The organism is Galactobacter caseinivorans (assembly GCF_003640665.1).
GTDB lineage: Bacteria > Actinomycetota > Actinomycetes > Actinomycetales > Micrococcaceae > Galactobacter > Galactobacter caseinivorans.
This window is the reverse complement of record NZ_QQXL01000002.1, coordinates 245032-264745: the sequence shown is the minus strand read 5'-3', so window position 1 is coordinate 264745 and position 19714 is coordinate 245032. Positions and strand designations below refer to the sequence as shown.

General features: G+C 69.4%; 16 protein-coding genes. 1 reads left to right on the top strand and 15 read right to left on the bottom strand.

The features are described 5' to 3' along the window. Nucleotides 1–7 precede the first annotated feature (7 nt). From DWQ67_RS04835 to DWQ67_RS04770, 14 genes are all read right to left on the bottom strand, one after another. The gene (locus DWQ67_RS04835; RefSeq protein WP_325049611.1) at nucleotides 8–1660 is read right to left on the bottom strand and encodes an amidohydrolase; all 1653 of its coding nucleotides are present in this window, start codon (nucleotides 1658–1660) and stop codon (nucleotides 8–10) included. Continuing rightward, nucleotides 1657–4815, bottom strand: a complete 3159-nt coding sequence (locus DWQ67_RS04830) for a DEAD/DEAH box helicase (protein WP_121484451.1) — start codon at nucleotides 4813–4815, stop codon at nucleotides 1657–1659. Before DWQ67_RS04830 ends, DWQ67_RS04835 begins: the two co-directional genes overlap by 4 nt. Before the next feature lie 3 nt (nucleotides 4816–4818). Further along, complete coding sequence (gene tatC, locus DWQ67_RS04825) at nucleotides 4819–5586, bottom strand: twin-arginine translocase subunit TatC (RefSeq protein WP_121484450.1); 768 nt, start codon at nucleotides 5584–5586, stop codon at nucleotides 4819–4821. 58 nt (nucleotides 5587–5644) lie between these two features. Then, a complete protein-coding gene (gene tatA / locus DWQ67_RS04820) occupies nucleotides 5645–5938 on the bottom strand; it encodes a Sec-independent protein translocase subunit TatA (RefSeq protein ID WP_121484449.1) in 294 nt (97 codons plus the stop codon). 65 nt (nucleotides 5939–6003) lie between these two features. Next, a complete protein-coding gene (locus DWQ67_RS04815) occupies nucleotides 6004–6357 on the bottom strand; it encodes a hypothetical protein (protein WP_199712622.1) in 354 nt (117 codons plus the stop codon). Nucleotides 6358–6389: 32 nt separating this feature from the next. Further along, nucleotides 6390–8459 carry a helix-turn-helix transcriptional regulator gene (locus DWQ67_RS04810; protein ID WP_147433618.1) on the bottom strand — a complete coding sequence of 690 codons (2070 nt, stop codon included), beginning with the start codon at nucleotides 8457–8459 and terminating at the stop codon, nucleotides 6390–6392. Nucleotides 8460–8567: 108 nt separating this feature from the next. Next, nucleotides 8568–8969 carry an FKBP-type peptidyl-prolyl cis-trans isomerase gene (locus DWQ67_RS04805; protein WP_121484446.1) on the bottom strand — a complete coding sequence of 134 codons (402 nt, stop codon included), beginning with the start codon at nucleotides 8967–8969 and terminating at the stop codon, nucleotides 8568–8570. Between the two features lie 105 nt (nucleotides 8970–9074). Then, nucleotides 9075–10061, bottom strand: a complete 987-nt coding sequence (locus DWQ67_RS04800; protein WP_121484445.1) for an FKBP-type peptidyl-prolyl cis-trans isomerase — start codon at nucleotides 10059–10061, stop codon at nucleotides 9075–9077. A gap of 75 nt (nucleotides 10062–10136) precedes the next feature. Then, nucleotides 10137–11537 (bottom strand): Pup--protein ligase, encoded by a 1401-nt coding sequence (pafA, locus tag DWQ67_RS04795; RefSeq protein ID WP_121484444.1) that lies wholly within the window; start codon nucleotides 11535–11537, stop codon nucleotides 10137–10139. Next, on the bottom strand, nucleotides 11534–11725 hold the full coding sequence (locus DWQ67_RS04790; RefSeq protein ID WP_199712601.1) for a ubiquitin-like protein Pup: 192 nt from the start codon (nucleotides 11723–11725) through the stop codon (nucleotides 11534–11536). The genes pafA and DWQ67_RS04790 overlap by 4 nt, the downstream gene beginning before the upstream one ends. A gap of 37 nt (nucleotides 11726–11762) precedes the next feature. After that, nucleotides 11763–13376: a depupylase/deamidase Dop gene (gene dop / locus DWQ67_RS04785; protein ID WP_233555910.1), complete on the bottom strand. Its 1614-nt coding sequence runs from the start codon at nucleotides 13374–13376 to the stop codon at nucleotides 11763–11765. After that, nucleotides 13373–15016, bottom strand: coding sequence for a proteasome ATPase (arc, locus tag DWQ67_RS04780; RefSeq protein ID WP_121484443.1), 1644 nt, complete (start codon nucleotides 15014–15016; stop codon nucleotides 13373–13375). The genes dop and arc overlap by 4 nt, the downstream gene beginning before the upstream one ends. Then, a complete protein-coding gene (locus tag DWQ67_RS04775; RefSeq protein WP_121484442.1) occupies nucleotides 15013–16221 on the bottom strand; it encodes a tRNA (adenine-N1)-methyltransferase in 1209 nt (402 codons plus the stop codon). The genes arc and DWQ67_RS04775 overlap by 4 nt, the downstream gene beginning before the upstream one ends. Continuing rightward, nucleotides 16218–17378, bottom strand: coding sequence for a site-2 protease family protein (locus tag DWQ67_RS04770; RefSeq protein WP_158595372.1), 1161 nt, complete (start codon nucleotides 17376–17378; stop codon nucleotides 16218–16220). Before DWQ67_RS04770 ends, DWQ67_RS04775 begins: the two co-directional genes overlap by 4 nt. Before the next feature lie 54 nt (nucleotides 17379–17432). On the opposite strand from DWQ67_RS04770, the gene DWQ67_RS04765 reads away from it, so the two are divergent. Then, the gene (locus DWQ67_RS04765; RefSeq protein WP_158595371.1) at nucleotides 17433–18365 is read left to right on the top strand and encodes a PAC2 family protein; all 933 of its coding nucleotides are present in this window, start codon (nucleotides 17433–17435) and stop codon (nucleotides 18363–18365) included. A 17-nt stretch (nucleotides 18366–18382) separates the two neighbouring features. Here DWQ67_RS04765 and mshC read toward each other — a convergent pair whose 3' ends face one another. Then, a complete protein-coding gene (gene mshC / locus DWQ67_RS04760; RefSeq protein ID WP_121484439.1) occupies nucleotides 18383–19654 on the bottom strand; it encodes a cysteine--1-D-myo-inosityl 2-amino-2-deoxy-alpha-D-glucopyranoside ligase in 1272 nt (423 codons plus the stop codon). Between the last annotated feature and the right edge of the window lie 60 nt (nucleotides 19655–19714).

The window sequence follows — 19714 nt, the reverse complement described above, 5'->3', positions numbered from 1 at the left end:
ACGCGGTTTAGAGCACCCCGGCGTCAAAGAGCACCACGCCGTCACGGACCGTTCGCAGGCACCGCGGCGCCCCAGATTCCAGGTCGGGGAGCATGGGAGTGCGGGCCCGGGCGTCGGAGCTGAAACTGGCCGCGGCGCCCTCTGGGGTGGCCACCACCAGTTCGGACGGTTCCCAGATGGCGAAGGTGGCCGGGGCTCCCCAACGCAGTGTGCCCGCCAGCGGATTGGGCTCCCCCACGGCGCGGTAACCCGCCCGGCTGTGGGCCAGGAACGCGGCCCGCGCAGGGAGGCGCTGGGAGGGAACGTGATGATCCATGCAGGCCTTGACCGCGGACCACGGCCGGACCGGCGTCACCGGGGCGTCGCTGCCCAACGCCAGGGGTACCCCGGCCGCGGACAGGGACCCAAAGGGATTCAGGGCCAGGGCACGTTCCGGGCCCAAGCGGGTGGCGTAGAGCCCGTCCTCCCCGCCCCACAACTCATCAAAACGGGGCTGCACGGAGGCCGTGAGGCCCAGGGCAAGCATGCGCTCAATCCCCTGTGCATCGATCCCCTCCACGTGTTCCAGGCGGTGGTGCGCGCGCCGCAGCTCCCGCTCCCCCACCCGCTCCGCTGCCAACTCAAAGCCGGCCAACACGGTATCCACCGCAGCGTCGCCAATGGCATGGAACGCCGCCTGGGTGCCCGCGCGGGTGCAGGCCACCACGTGGGCGGCCACCTGCTCGGCACTCAGGTGCAACTCACCCGTGCCTTCTGCGTCCGCGTAGGGCTGGCGCAGGGCGGCCGTGTGTGAGCCGAAGGAGCCATCTACCGAGAGGTCCCCGCCCAGGCCACACAGTCGCCGGCCAAAGCGGCGCAGCAGCTCCGCGGCCTCTTCCTCGGTCTCCACCAGCTCACCCCAGTACGGGTACACAGCGGGAAGGGAGGCCTCCTCCTCATCCAGCAAGGAGACCAGAGCCGTCAGGTCCTTGAGACCGGAGACGTGGGGCGCCGCCATCTCCGCCACGGCCGCGTGCCCGGAGGCGGCCAAGGAACGCAGGGCGATCCGTTGCCACCGCATGCGGCTGGGCACATCTGCCGTCAGAATCAGGTCACGAACTGCGGCGTGGTCCGCCTCCCTGAGCCCACCGGCCCCCGCGCCGGAACCGGCGGCCGCGTCGGGACCTTCCCCCGCGGCGTCGGGCACAATGCCAGCCCGCGCCAGCAGCGCGGTGGAGACCAGGCCCGTGTGCACATCCCTGCGCGCCAAGTAGACATCGCGGCCCTGCGCCGCGCGCTCCAACTCCTGCGGAGTGGGCAACGTGGGATCATCCCAGGTGGACTCATCCCAACCGTGGCCAAGCAAGGGGGCACCCTGCGGCAATGCTGCGGCGGCCAGCGCCACAGCGGCCAGCAGCTGGCCGGCGCCCGTCACGTGGCCCAGCTCCAGGCCCTCCAGCGCGCGGCCCATCTCCGTGAGGTGAACGTGGGAGTCCACGAAGGCGGGCGCGATGAGCGCACCGCGGACGTCCACGCTCTGGATGTGCTCACCCAGCAGCGTGCGCGCGGCCGTGTCGGTGCCCATCCAGACAATCTGTCCGTCCTCCACCAGCAACGCCGTGGCAAAGGGGTCCTCCGCCGCATAGATCGCGGCGCCGAGGTACATGACTGCGTGGCTCACTCTGCGGGGCCCTCCGAATGTGGTGCGGATGTTTGCGGCGCCGCGGGGTGTTCTTCCGCCTGCGCCAGTGCCTCAAGCCGGGCCTGCTCGGCCTCGGAAATGGCGGGGTCCGGGTCCTCCACGTCTGCGGGGCCAGCGGGTCCGGCGCCCTTGCCCACCACGCTGGAGGCCGCCACCACGCCGCGGCGCACCAGCTCCGCGGCAGAGGACGCTGTCTGCGCCACGGTGGGAGAGACCGCCGGATTCTGGGCCAGCTGACCCAGGAAGTCGATGGTCTGCTTGGCCCAGCGCACAAAGTCGCCGGCCTCCACATCCACGTCCTCCAGGGAACGCGCCAGGTCCTCGCCGCACGCCCAGCGGTGCATGGCCTCCACCAGCGTCGCGTCCGGCGCGGGGGTGGTGTTGACCTTGTGCTGGATCTCCAGATCCTCCAGGTCACTCCACGCCTTGACCGTGCCGTCCCAGACCTGCTTCACGCCCTGGGGCCAGTGCCGCGGCGCCACGTCGGAGTCACGCTTGGGCTGGAACACAAAAATCGTGGCCGCCGCCGCCATGGCGGGCGGGGTCAGGTGCTCAAGCAGGCCGTCGCTGAGCACCAAGGCGCTGAGCAGATCCCGCTCGCCGTACAGGCGCAGCATGGTGTGCCCCGCGTCGGTAATGCGGGTTTCCTCCCCGCGGCCCTTCACATAGCCCACGGCCTCTAGCACCGCGGCGACGCGGTCAAAGGTCCGCGCGATGGAGTGGGTGCGCCCGTTGATCTGCGACTGCAGCTGATCCACGTCCCCCTTGAGCTTGCGGTAGCGATCCGCCCACCGGGAGTGGTGCTCCCGGTCCGGGCAAGCGTGGCAGGGGTGATGCTTCAGCTCGCGCTCAAGCCGCTCCGCCTCCGCCTGATCATCCGGGGCCCCGGGGTAAGCAAAGCCGGGGGTGCGGCGTGCAGGCTCCGGGTGCGCGTCCACCAGGGCGTGGCGCATGGCGGCGGCCAGGTCCTGGCGCTCCTGCGGTGTGCGGCCGGTGAAGTGCTTGGGCACCCGGAGGGTGGTCAGCACCTCCAAGGGACGGTCCAGGTCCGCAGGCGCCACCCGGCGCAGCTTGCCGTCCATGGTGATGACGGTGGGCCGGGGATCCTTCAAAGAGCGGGAGATCTCCGTGACCACAGCATGGCCCAGGTTGCGCGGGCCATGCAGCTCCACCACATCCCCGCGCCCCAGGGCCTCCAAGGAGAGCTCCGCGGCGGAGCGCTTGGCCCGCGTGCGCGAGCGGGAGGCGTGCTTCTGTGCCAGGTTCAGGCGGCGGCGCAATTCCGCGTACTCGGCAAAGTCACCCAGGTGGCAATGCATGGCCTCGGCGTACCCGTCCAGGGACTCGCGGCGGGCGGACAGCTGACGGGCCAGCCCCACCACCGAGGCATCCGCCTGGTACTGGGCAAAGGACTGCTCCAGCACCTCGCGCGCCTTCACCTGCCCCAAGCGGCTGAGCAGGTTCAGGCTCATGTTGTAGGTGGGGCGGAAGCTGGAGTTGAGCGGGTAGGTGCGCCGGGAAGCCAGGCCGGCCACGGCGGCCGGGTCCATGCCCTGCTGCCACGTCACCACGGCGTTGCCCTCCACGTCGATCCCGCGGCGGCCCGCGCGTCCCGTGAGCTGCGTGTACTCCCCCGGGGTCACGGGAGCGTGGGTCTCACCGTTGAACTTGTCCAGCTTCTCCAGGACCACCGAGCGGGCGGGCATGTTCACGCCAAGCGCCAGAGTCTCCGTGGCGTACACCACCTTGACCAGTCCACGGGCAAAGAGATACTCCACGGCCTCCTTAAAGACCGGGACCAACCCGGCGTGGTGGCTGCCGATGCCGCGCAACAGGCCCTCGCGCCACGGCCAGTAGCCAATCACCTGCAGGTCCTCCGCCGGAAGGCGGCGGGCTGCGTCCTCCAGCGTCGCCTCAATCTCCAACTGCTCCTGCCGGGAGGTGAGCCGCACTCCTGCGCGCACGCACTGCGAGACGGCGGCCTCGCACCCCTTGCGGGAAAAGACGAAGACGATGGCTGGGAGCAGCCCCGCGTCGTCGAGCGTGGCAACCGTCTGGGGGCGTGAGGTGGTGCGGTGCCTCGCCGCGCCGTCCGCCGTCAGGCGACCGGACCCCATGCCCTCGCGGGTCTTGGGTCCGGGCCGTCCGCGGCCGCGCTGCTTGCCGCCTCGGTAGTGATTGCCGCGGCTCGCGTTGACCTCGTTCTCACGCGAGCGCATCGGGGCCGGGCCGCGACGGGAGAGCTTGACCAGCTCGGGGTTGACCGTGGCAGCGATGTCCGCATCAGCCGAGCGGTCAAAGGAGACGTCCTCAGCAAAGAGATCCACCAGGCGGTTGCCCACCAGCACGTGCTGCCACAGCGGAACCGGGCGGTGCTCGGAGACCACCACATCGGTGGCCCCACGCACCTCTGCCAACCACCCACCAAACTCCTCGGCGTTGGAGACGGTCGCGGAAAGGGACACCACGCGCGCGCTCAGCGGCAGGTGCAAAATGACCTCTTCCCAGACGGCGCCGCGGTCCTTGTCCGCCAGGTAATGCACCTCATCCATCACCACGTACTCCAACCCGTTCAGGGTGGGCGAGGACGCGTACAGCATGTTGCGCAGCACCTCGGTGGTCATGACAACCACGTCCGCCTCCGAGTTGATGGCCGTGTCGCCGGTCAGCAGCCCCACACGGTCCGCGCCATAGCGGGCCACAAACTCGGAATACTTCTGGTTAGAGAGTGCCTTAATAGGCGTGGTGTAAAACGCCTTGGTTCCGTGATGGAGCGCAAGGTGCACCGCAAACTCGCCCACCACGGTCTTGCCCGCCCCGGTGGGCGCAGCCACCAAAACCCCACGCCCCTGCTCCAACGAGGCGCAGGCCTCCAGCTGGAAGGGATCCAGCGGGAAACCAAGGGTCTCGCGGAAGGCCCCCAACTCCGTGCGCGCCTCACTGGCACGCACCTTGGCGGCGGCAAAACGGGCCGCCGGGGAGGCGTCCTCCGGCTGGCCGGAAGCGACCTGCCCTGCCGCGCGCGGCCGGGTCGAATTGCCTGGCCGGGTTGAATTGCCTGGCGCGGTTGCACTGCCTGGCTGGGCGTCGTTTTCCGGGTGGGAAGGGCGGGGGGCACGACGGCGTGAGGGCAAGACTCAGAGCTCCTCGAGGGGTTGGGCGGTGTCCGCCGTTTCCGCCGTCTCCTCAGCCTGGGCCTGGGCCCGCTTGGCCTTGCGCTTGTCAAAAACAAAGCACAAACCTAAGGCGGCACCAAAGAGGGTGAACAGCGGGACGGCAAGGATGATCATGGTCATGGCCTCGCCACCCGGGGCGGCGACCGCGGCAAAGAGGGCGATGACAAAGACGGTGATGCGCCAGTGTTTCACCACCGTGCGAGCCGGCAGGATGCCGACCAGGTTCAGCCCCACCATGAGCACCGGGATCAGCATGGCCACACCAAAGGCCAGCGTCAGCCGGACCACAAAGGGAATGTAGGCGCCCGCTTCGATGATCTGACTTTGCCCCTCTGGCACCAGTGAGGCAAAGAACTGCGTGGCGTGCGGCAGGACGTAGACGCCCAGCGCCACGCCGCCCACAAAAAGCGGCACGGCGACGCACACGAACGCCAGGGAGATGCGGCGCTCCTTCTTGTGCAAACCGGGCACAATGAACGCCCACAGCTGCCACAGGATCACCGGTGAGGAGATCACCAGCCCAATCCAAAGCGAGACCTTGATCATCAGGTCAAGCGGGGAGACGGCGCTGGCGTAGTTCAGCGTGGCTCCCTGTTCCGAGAGCTGATGCCCCAGGAACTCCATGACGGGGCGGTACAGGAAGAAACCACCGATCATGGCCAGGAGCAAGACGCCAAGGCAGATGAACAGGCGGTTGCGCGCCTCAATGAGATGCGCCTTGAGGGGCATGCGCCCCTCGGGGTTAACGGCGCGCTTCGATTTCGCGACCACTATGAGTCAGCGCGGGTCAGGCGCGAGGGCCCTGGGGGCCGTCGTCCACGATCCGTCCCTCCACCGGGGCCTTTTGCGAGGGCTGCGCCGGGTCATGCGGCGCGGCAGTGGGGGAAGACGGAGCGGCGGGCGACGGCGGCGTGGCGGCAGTTCCCGGCTTGTCGTCGTCCTTCATCTGGCGCACCTCAGACTTGAAGATGCGCATGGACTGTCCAAGGCTGCGCGCAATCTTGGGCAGCTTGGGGCCTGCGAAGAGCAGCAGAGCCAGAACGATGATGATGACAAGGTGCCATCCCTGAAGATGTGGCATGACGAAAATCTCCCAGCGATAAAAATAGTTATGGCCAGTCTAGGCGACCCACCTGGGTGCCAGCCTCACTCCGATGAACGCGTGTCTTGCGCGTCCGGCGGGTCCATGACGTCTCCCCAGCGCCGCGGCCGGCCGTTGGCGTAGAGCGAGTCGATCCGGCGGCGCCGGCGGCGATCCACCCGCACGTCCTTGTCCTCCTCCCGCTGGGCCCGAACCACTGCGGGATCAGCAAAGGCGGCGTCCCAGCCCACGGGCACGGAACCCCTGGCGCTTTCCGGGGCGGACAGCGGCTCACCGCCGGAGTAAGCGGCAGTGATTTCTTCCTGGGCGCGGCTCGCCTCCGCCAGCAACGCCTTGGCCTTGCGCCACAGGTAGATGGCGCCAAGCGTCAGCATGCCAAGCAACAGCAAGACCAGCACGATCCATATGAGGGTCCATGACCACCACGGCATCAGTTTTTCCCCGCCTCAGTTGTTGTCTCTGTCTTCGCGGCGGCCGTCTGGCCCACCGTCTGGCCCACCGTCTGGCCCACCGTCTGGATCGCTTCCACGTCCAACGACGCGGCCTGGCGCCGTTGCTCCAGCGCCGCCAGCACGCCGTCGCGCACCGCCTCCGGCCCCAGCACCCTGACCGCGCCGCCGGAGAGGGCCGCCAGCCGGACCAGGTGATCGTGGTCCCGGACGCGAATGGTACTCACCATGCCCTCGGCACTCTTGCCCGTGCGTTCCGGGTGATGTGCGTGGGCAGCATCCGCCCAGGCGCCGCCCCAGAGCACCTCGGCCTCAGGGGCGGCGGCGTCTGGCTCAAAGGGCGCGCCGCGCACGGCGCGCACCCGCGCGTCGTCGACCCCAAACACCTCTGACAGCGTCTCCGCGCTGACCATCCGGTCAAGGCGGAAGGTGCGTGGGCCCTGTCGCAGCCGGCACCAGGCCTGTAGGTAGCTGCGCCCGCCCACGTCCATGAGCCGCACGGGCTCCACCACGCGCTGGCTGCGGGCGTGACGGCCCGCGTAGTCCAACCGGACCGGGTGGCGCTCGTCGATGGCCTGTGCCAGCTCCCCCACCAGCGGGCCGGACTCGCGTGCCGCGGCGCGCACAGCGATGATCCGGTCAAAGTCCGCCAGTTCGGGGCGCAGGCCACGCAGGCGTGCCGATAACTGCTCGACGGCGCGTGCCGAGTCAGCGCTCAGCGCGCCGGCGGGTGCCGAGGCCAGGGCGTCAAGACCCATCAGCACCGTGGTGGCCTCCACCAAACTGAGGTTCATGGGCTGGGAGAGCACCTGGGCGTTGGTGATGGAGACCGTCTCCTGGTCCCACTCCACATCCAGCAGCTCATCGTGTTGCCCGTTGGGCACGCCACAGAAGCGCAGCCGGGTCAGCTCCGCCTCTAGCTCGTCCCGGTCCAGGCCGAAGCGCTCCATGACCTCGTCGATGCTGGCCCCTCCGCGCTGAACCACAAAGGCCACCAGGTCAAGGGCTCGGGAGACTGTCTGCTCAGCGGAGGCCCGGCCGCCGGCGTGCCGCGACAACTTGTAGCGGGGCGCCGGGGCACTTACCCCGGCCACGGCGTCGTCCAGCACTGAGAGCACCGCCGCGGCCAGGGAGGCCGGCGCCAGGACGCGCACGCCCTCCGCTGCGATCTCCCTGGCCAGGTCCGCCTCATCCGCGTACTCCACCGCCAGCTCCACGCCGTCAGCGCCGTCCGTTCGGGAGACGGCGCGGGCGGCCAGGGTGCCACCGCTGACGCCCTGCGCCAGCAGGCGGGCCGTGCGGGTGGGGCTGGAGCGCTCCAGGCGATCAAGGGCGGCGGCCATGCTGAAGCGATCCGGGCGGCCGTAGGCGTCCGGGATGTGATCTGAGGCCTTGGGCGCGGCCCGCGCAATGGAACTGGTGATGCGATCCAACCGGAAGAGGCGCTCGCCATCCCGCGCGGTATCGCCGGCCGCCAGGTACCAGTGCCCATGGCGGTGGCCAAGGCCCCAGGGCATGACCGTGCGGGTGGACTCGCGCCCGTTCGCGGTGCGGTACTCAAAGCGCACCGGCTGGCTGGCGCTGACGTGGCGAATCAGCGGCTCCAGATGCTCCTCTCCCCCATCGATGCGGGGGCTGAAGAGCGCCTGGTCGGAGCGGGCGTCCACGCCAAGACGTTCAGCGGCGCGGGCCGCCTGCAGACCCAATCCGCCGCCGGCCACCACGCTGCTGGCCAGGCCAAGGACCGCGGCCTCCTGGGCGCCGAGCTCCAGCGACGGGAGCTGGTAGTCCTCCGCCAGGATGCGATAGCGCCGCTCGTTTTCAGAGTCCAGGGAGCCGTGATCGCGGCGGCCCTTGCCGTCTACGAGTGTGACGCCCAGATTGCGCAGGGTTTCCTTGTCCCGCTCAAACTTGCGCTCAAAGGCGTCCTCGCTCAAGTCCTGGTAATCGTCCACCATGGTCCGCAATTGGGTACGGGTGTAGCCCACGCGCGTCGTTAAGAGCGCGTAGGTGAGGCTGACGAGCTTCTCGGTCCGATCCTGTTGGGGCACCACAGCAGGCTATACGAGAACACCCCGCCCACCCGAGCGGCTTGCGCTGCGGGCGGACGGGGTGTTGCCGAACCGGGGTCCGGGAGACCGGTCCCGGCGGGTGGCTGCTTAGCGAACGGCCAGCAGATCCACCACAAAGATGAGCGCCTCATCCGGGCCAATGGCCGGCGGGGCACCGCGGTGGCCGTAAGCCATGGACGCGGGGATCTCCAGGCGGCGGCGACCGCCCACCTTCATGCCAAGCAGGCCCTGGTCCCAGCCCTGGATGACCTGGCCAATGCCGGCCGTGAAGTCCAGCGGGGCGCCGCGGTTCCACGAGGCGTCAAACTCCTCGCCGGTGCTCCAGGAGACGCCGACGTAGTGGGTGGAGACGGTGTTGCCCGCCTTCACCACGGTTCCGGTGCCCTCCACCTCGTCGATGATGACGAGCTCGGTGGGGACGTCGGTGCCCGGGAAATCAATCTCGGGCTTGCCGCGGTCAAGGTCAAATGAGCGGTTACCAAAGGACATATTCATGCTCCTGCGTAGTGATTTTCAGAAGGACATCGTGATGTTGCTGAGGCCAATGTGAGGTTCAGAACACCTGTTTGCGGTGGCCGCGGCCACCGCCGGCGATCAAGAAACCTTGTCGATCTTGACCAGGAAGACCAGCGCACCCTCGGTGCCGCTGCCTGCGGCAGCGGTCGGGTAGGCCAGGTCCTTCGGGATGGTCAGAACCACCACGGAGCCGGCCTTGAGGCCGGTCAGGCCCTGGGTCCAACCCTTGATGACCTCGTTGAGCTTAAACGCCGCCGGGGTGTTGGTGTCGAAGTTGCCATCGAACTGCACGCCGTTGGCGTAGCGGGCACCCGCGTACAGGGCGGAGACCTGGGACGTGGCGGTGGCCGCCTTGCCCTCGGTGCCCTTCTTGAGCACGTCAACCTTCAGCTTGGTGGGGTCATCACCCTTGGGGAGCGTGAGCGTGTACGCGCCGGCCTTCTCTGCAACCTCAATCTTGTCTCCGGCCTGGTCAGACTTGTTCCAGGTCACGGCTGCCGCCTTCTGCTCCTTGACGTGCAGCACCCAGAACTGTGCCTTACCTCCGGTGGCCGTCGCCGGGACCAACACGGAGACGTCCGCGCCGACCTTTGCGGTCTGCATGACCGCCCAAGCATCCTCCAGGCCGCCGGCGAAGCTCGCCGCGGTCATCTTGATGCTCTTGGGCGTCTTGTAGTCGGCGTTCTCCACCTGCTTGCCGGTGGCGGCGTCATATGGGGCGATGTTGACGGAGAGCATCTGCCCCTCCTTCAGCTCGTCGCCGGTTCCGGGGTTGGCCAGGCGGGCGCCCACCTTCGCGTCCGCGGCGACCGGCGTCTCAAACTTCACGGTGGGCTCCTTGGCGCCCTGCTCGTTCTGAGTGACGGTGGCCTTGCCCAACACGCTCTGATCGCCGGACTCCTTGGCGGGAGCGGGCGCTGCGCTGCTGCCGGGGGCTGCGCCGGATGAGGCGGCGGCCGCGCTGGAAGAGGACGAGGGCGAGCTGGACTTGCCATCGTCGTTGCCGCAGGCGGCCAGGGTGAACATGAGAGCGCCGGCCAGAACGGCGGCAGAGAGCTTACGCACGCGGAGAATCACTTTCGTCGTGTCGGTTGCATGGTATTGGTGACAGGGAGGGTGCAAAACACCCGACCCTGAAGGCTATAACGCCGTGCTGTGAGTATGCACAGTGGGCAGTGTGTCCAACGCCTGGATCAGTTCATCCGCGGCGGGGTCGCTGGTGGCAAAGGGGTCCGTGAGCAGCACGGTCTTGGAGGGCTCCTCCGTGAGCTTGAGGTGCAGCCAGTCCGCCTGATGGTCCACGCCGGCGCGCCGTGCGGCGTGCAAGAAGCGCGAGCGGATCTCCGCGCGGCTGCCGCGGGGCGGCTCGGAACGGGCCTGGGAGACCGCCGCCGGGTCGGTAAAGCGGCGCAGCAGTCCGCGCTGTTCCAGGCCGGGCACCAGGCCGGCCCCAGGGGCCACGTCGTGATAGGCCAGCTCCAGGCGGGCCACCCTCGGGTCCCCCAGGTCCAGCCCGTGGCGCTCCGCGTAGCGCGTGAGCAGGGAGCGCTTGGCGGCAAAATCTAGCGTGTCCGCGACGGGGTCCAGGTCCTGCGCGGCCCACGCGCGCAGGGTGCGCGCCCAGAGCTCCAGGACCTCCGGAACCACCCCGGAATCCATGCCGGTGGATCTGGCGTGTTCCGTGGCGGCCTCCAGGAAGTACTCCTGTACCTCCAGGGCCGTCACGGTGCGCCCATCCGCCAGCAGCAGCTGCGTGGTGGCGCTGGCCTCTGTCGAAATCTCTCGCAGGGCCTTCACGGGGTTGGCGATGGCCCAGGAGGGCATCACCCGTCCCGTCTCCAGCAAGGAGAGCACCAGGTGGGTGGAGACGGTCTTGAGCAGCGTGCTGCCCTCCGCCATGTTGGTATCTCCCACAATCACGTGCAGCCGGCGGAAGCGCTCGGCGTCCGCGTGTGGCTCATCGCGGGTATTGATCATGGGCCGGGAGCGGGTGGAGGAGCTGGAGACGCCCTCCCACATGTGCTCGGCGCGCTGGGAGAGCACCAGGCGGGCGCCGTCCGGGCCCTGCACCACGTGCCCTGCCCCGGAGAGCAGCTGCCTGGTGACGAGGAAGGGCAGCAGGTGATCCGTGAGGCGCGCGTATTCAAGGCGCCTGGGGATCAGGTAGTTCTCGTGGCATCCAAAGGAGTTTCCCGCGGAGTCCACGTTATTGCGGAAGAGGTGGATGCTGCCCTCTCCGCCCTTCGCGCGGATCCCGGCCTGGGCCCGCGCGGTCAGATCCGCAAGGATCTGCACTCCGGCGCGGTCCTGGGCCAGCAGGTCCAGGGGGTCCACACACTCAGCAGTGGCGACCTCCGGGTGGGAGCCAACGTCAAGATAGAGCCGCGAGCCGTTGGTCAGGAAGACGTTGGTGGAGCGTCCCCATTCCACGACCGGGGCAAAGAGCCTCCGAGCGATCTCCTCGATGGTCTGCGGCTTGGAACCGGCAGCGTCATAGGCCAGACCATATTCGGTCTCGATGCCGACGATGCGTTCCTTCACTGGCCGCCCTTCTGGACGTAGCCCTTCACGAACTGCTCCGCGTTGGTCTCCAGCAGCCCATCAATCTCATCCAAGAGGTTGTCCACCCCGGCGTCACGGTTGTGCTTGATGGCGCTCAGCGCCTCATTCTCGTGGACCTTGGACTGCTCCCAGCCGCTCTTCTGCCCCTGCATGCGTTCCTGTGCCATGCCCCCATCTTGGCACGACGGCGCACGCCGTGGCGCCTCAGAGCCCCCGCAGGGACTTGATCAGCTCCTGCACGCGCGCCCCCGGCTCAAAGAGCCCCTGCGTCAGCGCCTGGGTTCCCTGCCACGGATCCGGCAGCCCCACGCGCACCAGCTGGGGCAGGCAATCCAGGGAGAGGGAGAGCGAGTCCCAGTTGGCGGCGACCACGGCCTCCGGGAAGCGGGTCAGGGTGCGTCCACGGGTCCAGGCCCTGGTGTCCGACGGCGGTGTGGTCAGCGCCGCTTCCACCTCACCTTCCCCCACCATGCCGGCCGCCTGGCCGCGCTGCAGCAGCGCGTTCGCCAGGCCCTTGCCCGGGCGCAGGTCCGCCCACTGCAGGTCCACCAACGCCAGCTTGGGGTCATCCCACGCCAGGCCGCGCTCGCGGTAGCGCTCCATGAGGCTGAGCTTGCCGCGCCATTCCACCCAGTGACCGGCCGCCGGATCCCCGGCACGCAGCAGGTCAACGCAGCGGCGCCACAGGCGCAGCGCCTCCCGCTCGGCATCCTCCGGGTCGCCGTAATGGCGCTCGGCGGCCCCCAGGTAGAGCTCCTGGATGTCCAGCGCCGTCAGCCGGCGCCCACCGTCCGCCACGAGCGTGGCGCCCAGTCCCGGGTCGTGGGAGACCCGCTGCAGGTCCCCCACCGGGTCCGCCAGCGTGATCCGCGGCGCCAGGCCATCCTCGATCAGTCGCAGGACCAGGGACGTGGACCCTGCTCGTATCAGGGTGGAGGCGGGGAAGAGGTTCGCGTCGCCGATGATGACGTGCAGGCGCCTAAAGCGCGCGTCGTCCGCATGCGGCTCGTCGCGCGTGTTGATCAGGGGGCGCCTGATGGTGGTCTCCAGCCCCACCCGATTCTCAAAGAAGTCACCCCGCTGGGACAGCTGGAAGCCCGGGCGCTCGCCGCGACGCCCCAGCCCCACGCGCCCGGCCCCACAGATGACCTGCCGGGTCACAAAGAACGGGGTGAGCCCGTCCACGAGGGAGTCAAACGGCAGGGCGCGCGGAACCAAATAGTTCTCATGCGCGCCGTAGCTTTGGCCCTTGCCGTCGGTGTTGTTCTTGTGCAGCAACACCTCGGTGCCGAGCCGCTGCCCGGCCAACTCCGCGGCGCGGGAGGCCAGGCGGTCCCCCGCCAGGTCCCACGTCATGGCGTCCCATGCATTGCTGGTCTCTGGGGAGCTGTACTCGGGGTGGGCGTGGTCAACGTAAAAGCGGGCGCCATTGCCAAGCACCAGGTTCATGAGCACGTCCTGCTCGGACTTCAGGGCCGCCCAGGCATCCCCGTCCTCCAGCGCAATCTGCCTGGCGTCCAGCACCGCGCCCTCGTTCGTGAGCTGGCTAGGATCCGCTGTGGCGCGCTCCTGCTCAAAACCGCGCGCGTCCTGCAGCGGTCGCTCGTGCACGTAGTCCCACGGCGCGCCTGCCCCGCGTGAACCCAGCTCCTGGGCCACCTCCACCATCGCGGTGACGACCGCGGCGGAGAGCTGCGTGGGGCTCAGCTCCGGGAGGCCCGGGGCCAGGATCCCGAACTCCGTCTCCAAGCCCATGATCCGGCGGCCGGGGCGGCCCCCGTCCTGAGGCTCGACGCCGCGCGGGGCCTGCGCGCTCACGGCGCGGCCGCCAGCGAGCGCACCTTCACCAGCCGGGCACCGCGGCGCCCGGAGACCCGGGCCCACTCCTCCGGATCGCTGCTGGCCGGCATCTGCCCCAACTCGGCAAATTCGTCGATCACCGCGTGGCGCACCAGCTCCGCGTCCAGCCCACGCACGCCGCCGGCCAGCAGGCGCTTGATCGCGGCACGCTTGGCGCGGTCAACGATGTTGCGCAGCGAGGCGCCGGAGACCAGGTCGCCGCGGTGCAGCTGCGTGATCGTTCCGTCCTCGTCCGTGAGCTCCAGCAGCGCCGTGAGTGAGTCGGTGCGGAAGATCTCCTCCGCCGCCGCGGTCCGCAGGGCGCGCGCGGTGGCCTCCCGATCGCCGTCGTGCCGGGCCAGCGCCTCCTCGGAGAGGGGAACCTTCGCATTGAGGTAGAGGCCCAAAATTTCCTCTGCGCCGGCGCGGTCCGGGCGGCGGATGCGCACCTTCACGTCCAGGCGCCCGGGCCGCAACAGTGCAGGATCAAGCATGTCCTCGCGGTTGGTGGCGCCCACGATCAGCACGTTTTCCAGCGTCTCCACGCCATCAATCTCCGCGAGCAGCTGGGGAACAACCGTGGTCTCCACATCGGAGGACACGCCGGTGCCACGGGTGCGGAACAGCGCGTCCATCTCGTCAAAGAAGATGACAACGGGATGACCCGCGGCCGCCTTCTCGCGGGCACGGGCAAAGATCAGGCGGATCTGACGCTCCGTCTCGCCCACGTACTTATCCAGCAGCTCGGGGCCCTTGATGTTGAGGAAGTAGCCCTGGGCTCCGGTCTCCTCGGAGAGCGAATGCGCCACGGCCTGGGCAATCAGGGTCTTGCCGCAGCCGGGAGGGCCATAGAGCAGCACGCCGCGCGGGGCGCGCAACGCGTGCTCGGCGAAGAGCTCCTGGTGCAGGAACGGCAGCTCGACGGCGTCGCGGATGGACTCGATCTGCGGGCCAAGCCCGCCGATGTCCGCGTACCGGGTGTCCGGGACGTGCTCCAACTCCAGCGCGGAGTATCCCTGGGGGCGCACCACCTGGGTGGCGACCATGCTGCGTGGCTCCACGATCACCAGGTCCCCCGGCCGCGGCGGTGAGATCAGCAGCTCCCCGCCCAGGGTCACGACCCGCTGATCATCCGCCGGTCCGGCCACCAGCAGCCGGGCCTCATCTAGCACCTCGCGCACCGTCATGAGCTCGCCAGTGCCGGTGCGCGGCAGCGTGGCCACCACCACCAGCGCCTCGTTGAGCAACACTTCGGTGCCCGCGCGCAGGCCGGCAAAGTCCACCAGCGGGGACACCGCGGTGCGCACCCGACGCCCGCCGTGCGCCACGTCCACGCTGCGCACGTCCGCGGAGGCGATGGACGTGCCGGGAAGCGCGGTGCCGCCCTGATGTACGGCCACAATCACGCCGTGGCCCATGGGCAGGTCGCCGTCATGCTCCAGCGCCGCACGCAGGCCGTCCAGCTTGTCCCGGGAACGGGTCAGGGCATCCACCAAGCGCGTGTTCTGCGTGCTCACCTCGGTGAGCTTGAAGGAGAGCTCCTGGGCGCGCCGTCGCGCCTCCACCAGCTCGTTGTGCGGCGCCTCGGTGCCGCCTGCCTGGTTCCCGGTCTGGCTCATGCCTTGCTGTCTCCTTCGCCTTCTTCGACCACCGGCGCGGTGCCGCGATGCCGCGCGTGACTCTCGGGTTCCGCGGCCTGCGTGTCCGCCGGGGTCTGCGCCTCAGGATCAGCCGCTCGCGGCGCCCGCGGTGTAGAGACGGTGCGGGACATGGCCTGATCCATGAACTCGTCCACGTCGGCGCCGCCGGCCTGGGCGGTGCGCAGGGCCTCGCGCCCGGACTTGCGCAGCTTCTTCACGGACACGCCGCGCTCCCCCAATGCCTCGGGAACCCAGGCCTCCTCGGAGTGATCCGCGGTCCAGGCGCTCAGGTCCTGAGCGGAGTAGGAGGCCTCCTTCACGCGCTTGGCGTGGGGAATGCCCTGGGCACCGTCCGCCAGGCGGCGGGTGGTCATGAGGAATCCGGTGTGGGCCACCATGCGGTGATCCGGGCGGACGGCCAGGCCGTCCACGTGCCAGCCGCGCACCATGGACTCAAAGGAGTCCGGCTCGGTGAAGCGGCCGTCCGCGCGGATGGCCTCCACCACGCGGGAGAGCTGCGTGACGGTGGCCACGTAGTTGATCCAGACCCCGCCGGGGGCCAGCACCGTGGCCACGGCGTCCAGGCACTCCCAGGGGGCCAGCATGTCCAGGACCACGCGGTCAACGGAACCGGGCGCCTTCTCCTCCAGGACCCGTTCCTGGAAGTCACCCAGCGAGAGCTTCCATGCCGGGGGAACCGCGCCAAAGATGGTGGTGACGTTGCCACGCGCCACATCGGCGAACTCCTCGCGGCGCTCAAAGCTGTGCACGCTGCCGCCGTCTCCCACCGCACGCAGCAGGGAGATGGTCAGGGCGCCGGAGCCCACGCCTGCCTCCACCACATGGGCACCCGGGTAGATGTCTCCCATGGTGACGATCTGGGCGGCGTCCTTGGGGTACACCACAGCCGCGCCGCGTGGCATGGAGAGCACAAAGTCCTTGAGCAGCGGCCGCAGGCACTGGTACCGCACCTCGTCGGAGTTCTCTACCACGCAGCCCTCTGGCTGGCCGATGATCGCGTCGTGGGAGAGCACGCCGACGTGGGAGTGAAACTCCCCGCCGATGCGCAGGGTCAGGGTGTTGATGCGCCGCTTCTGGTCCGTGACCTGGACCCGATCCCCCGGGCGGAAGGGCCCGCGCCGGTGGTCGGCGCCGGTGGGAGTGGGGAACTGCTCGTCATTCACTTCTGGGATTCCTTCCGTACGCGGCCCTCGATGGCCGCGATGACAACTTCTCTGCGGACGGCGCCGATGCACTGCCCGTCCTGATCAACGACCAGGACCGTCCCGCTGACTGATTCGACGACCGCGCGCACCAGCGCGTCGCCGTTGGAGCCCAAGGTGACCACGCCGGCGTCGTCCGCCGGAACCCCGGCGCGCGTCACGGGGGTTCCCGCGCGCAGCTGCTCGGGGACCGCAAGCACGGCCTCTGGCATGACGCGCAGCAGGTGCTGGCGCTCCGGGTCCATGGCCAGAATCACGGTGCCGTCCAAGACGCCCACCTCAATGGCGCCGGCCACGCTGGTCCCGGCGGGCACCATCTCCACGGGAGACATGAGGGCCTCAATGTTGACCTGCTCGAGCGAGAGCCGCAGCCGTCCGTGCTTCAGCGCGGCGCTGGCGCCCTGCCAGATGGGCAGCAGCACCACCACGGCCAGGACCAGCAGGATGAGGGAGGGGCCCTGCGCGCCGCGGACCCAAAACACGGCCAGCGCCACCACGCCTAGACCCACCAGGATGCGCCCGGCCCAGCCGCCGGCGATGGTCCCCTTGGCCTGTGAGCCCGTGAGCTGCCACACCAGGGATTCCACGATGCGCCCGCCGTCCAGGGGCAGCGCGGGCAAGACGTTAAAGATGCCGACGGCGAGGTTGGAGTACACGGCCATGCTCAGCAGCAGGCCAGGCACGCCGTACAGGGGCTGCCCCTGCATCAGCAACAGCCCCACCCCGCCGATCACGAGATTGACGAGCGGGCCAACCAGGGAGACATAGAGCGAGCGCCCGGGGGTGGAATCCACCTCGCGGAAGCTGGTGTGGCCTCCCCAGAGCGTGATCTCGATGCTGGATCCGGTCCAGCCAACCGAGCGCGCGGCCAGCGCGTGCGCCACCTCATGCAACAGCACCGAGATGGCCAGGATCACGGCGTAGGCCAGGGCCACGGCGGCGGCGGCCACCCAGCTCAAGGTCGGCAGGCTCTCCAGAATCCGCGGGGTGAACAGGGCCACCATGCCGACGGTGATGAGCAGCCACGACGTGGACAGCGCCACGGGAACACCCGCCACCGAACCCAAGGAGAGGGGTCGGTCGAACCACGGGCGCGCGGGAGTGGGCGTGGCAGACATGGGTTCAAGTCTAAGGTCTGGGGCAAGTGCCCCGGCGCGCGTTACCGTGGCCACATGACACGGGGCCAAGCACAGGAGCAGCCACCAGAGCAGGAACGCGCGCCACGCAGCGCCGCGGAGGCCTGGATGCACAGGGACACCGCCCCGGGCGAGCGTCCCGTGGTGCTCCTGCTCGGCTTTGGCGGGTGGGAGGACGCCGGCGGGACGGTCACGAGCGCCCTGGCCCTGCTGGCCGGGCTGCCGGGCACCAGGAAGGTCGAGGCCACGTGGGCGGGAGCAGAAAACCAGGCGGATGACCTGCACGATCTGCGGGTGCACCGCCCCACGGCGGTCACAGGGCCCGACGGCGTGCGGCGGGTCAGATGGCCGCGCCTGCGCCTCATGCGGGTGGACGGCGTGGGAGAAACCGAGTTGCTGATCGCCTCCGGACCGGAGCCGAGTCACCACTGGGCGGGTCTCGCCGCTGAACTATTGGCCATCGCGGCCTCAGAGGGCGCCACGTGCGCCATCAAGCTGGCGGCCACCTCCCAGGAGGTGCCCCACACGCGTCCGCTTCCGGTCTGGTGCAGCAGCGAGGACCCCACCGTGCGCGGGCACCTGGACGCGGACGAACCGCGCCGCCTTGGCGCCCTGGGTTTCTCCGATGTGGTGGCCCACACGGCGGACGCGGCCGGTTGGCCCACCTTGCAGCTGGAGGTGGGAGTCCCCTCCTACGTAGCGGGCGCTCCGCAGCCCCTGGCCACCCTGCGGCTGCTGGATGCGGTGGCAACCTTCGCCGACCTCACGCTGGATGTCCGAGACCTAGAGGAGGACGCCGCGGCGTGGCGTCTTGGTGCCGACCGGCTCGCGGCCGCGGACGCACGCATCGGGGCGCTCGTGGAATCCCTCGAGGCCCGCACCGACGCGGCCGCCCTCCCTGAGGCGCGGGCGGAGTCCATCGCTCGGGAGTTTGAGCGCTACCTGCAGCGCCGACCGCCCGTCGACTAACCAGAGGCGTGCTGGGCTCAGTCCAGGCGGATGCCGAGCAGCGCGTCGACCGCGTCGCGCGCCAAAGCCGACCCGGCGCCGTCGGGCAGGGGTTCCGTGACCTGCTCAGCCGTCTCAGCCGCCCACGCATCCAGCGCCGCCAGCGCCGCAGGCGAGTCCAGATCCTGTGCCATGGCGGAGCGCAGCGCGCTCACCAGGGCCTGCGCCCTCGTCAGCGTCGTGAAGGGCAGGCGCGCGGTCCAGGCAGCGAGGCGCTCCTGTGCAGCCGTCAGCAGCGTTTCCTCGTAGAACCAATCCGAGCGATAGTGCTGGCCAAGCAGCACCACGCGGATGGCACGCGGATCCACGCCGGCCGCGAGCAGCTTGGAGACCAGCACCAGGTTGCCCAGGGACTTGCTCATCTTTTCGCCGTCCAGGCCCACCATGCCGGTGTGCACATAGTGCTGGGCCAGTTCGCGATCTGCGAGGGCGGCGGTGTGCCCGGCGGAAAACTCGTGGTGCGGGAAGATCAGATCGGAGCCGCCACCCTGCACGGTGAGGGTCCCTGGCACCGTGTGCACTGCGATCAGGGAGCACTCGATGTGCCAACCGGGGCGCCCGGCCCCCAGGCTGCGGCCCTCCCAGGCCGGCTCTCCTTGGCGCTCCACGCGCCAAAGCAGGGGATCAAGCCGCCCGCGCTTGCCCGCGCGGTCGGGGTCGCCGCCACGCTGGGCGGAGAGCGTCAGCATGGTGGCCTCGTCGTAGTGGGACTCGCTGCCGAGCTGCCACAGCGCGGACTCGGAGGCGGCCACGTCGAAGTACACATCGCCGTCCGGCTCGCCCTCCCCGCCGGGCACCGTGTACGCCAGGCCGCGGGAGGCCAGCTCCTCCACGCCGTCAACAATCCACTCGACGGACTCCACGGCGCCCACGTAATGCTGCGGGGGCAGCACGCGCAGCGCCAGCATGTCGTTGCGGAAAAGCTCCACCTGAGAGGCGGCCAAATCACGCCAATCCACTCCGGTGGCGGTGGCGCGTTCCAGGAGCGGGTCGTCAACGTCCGTCACGTTTTGCACATAGGTGACGTCCAAACCGGCGTCTAGCCACTGGCGCTGCAGCAGGTCAAAGGCCACATAGGTGTTGGCGTGGCCAAGGTGGGTGGCGTCATACGGAGTGATGCCGCAGACGTAGAGAGAGGCAGCGCGTTCCGGGGAGGCCTCCACGACCGCCTGTGCGGCCGTGTCATGCACCCGAAGCGGGGGCGGCGTGCCCGGGATGGTGGGAACGGTGGGGGCAGACCAGGCGTGCACTACGGCGTGACTCCAGACTCGGTGAGGGGGTGTGGCAGGGGTGAGTGGCCGCTAGGAGCC

What these genes read in the sequence shown, in the direction of transcription:
- DWQ67_RS04790 (WP_199712601.1), bottom strand. Translation starts at nt 11,725, where the DNA reads ATGGCACAGGAACGCATGCAGGGGCAGAAGAGCGGCTGGGAGCAGTCC.
- tatC (WP_121484450.1), bottom strand. Translation starts at nt 5,586, where the DNA reads ATGCCCCTCAAGGCGCATCTCATTGAGGCGCGCAACCGCCTGTTCATC.
- arc (WP_121484443.1), bottom strand. Translation starts at nt 15,016, where the DNA reads ATGAGCCAGACCGGGAACCAGGCAGGCGGCACCGAGGCGCCGCACAAC.
- DWQ67_RS04805 (WP_121484446.1), bottom strand. Translation starts at nt 8,969, where the DNA reads ATGTCCTTTGGTAACCGCTCATTTGACCTTGACCGCGGCAAGCCCGAG.
- tatA (WP_121484449.1), bottom strand. Translation starts at nt 5,938, where the DNA reads ATGCCACATCTTCAGGGATGGCACCTTGTCATCATCATCGTTCTGGCT.
- DWQ67_RS04765 (WP_158595371.1), top strand. Translation starts at nt 17,433, where the DNA reads ATGACACGGGGCCAAGCACAGGAGCAGCCACCAGAGCAGGAACGCGCG.
- DWQ67_RS04770 (WP_158595372.1), bottom strand. Translation starts at nt 17,378, where the DNA reads ATGTCTGCCACGCCCACTCCCGCGCGCCCGTGGTTCGACCGACCCCTC.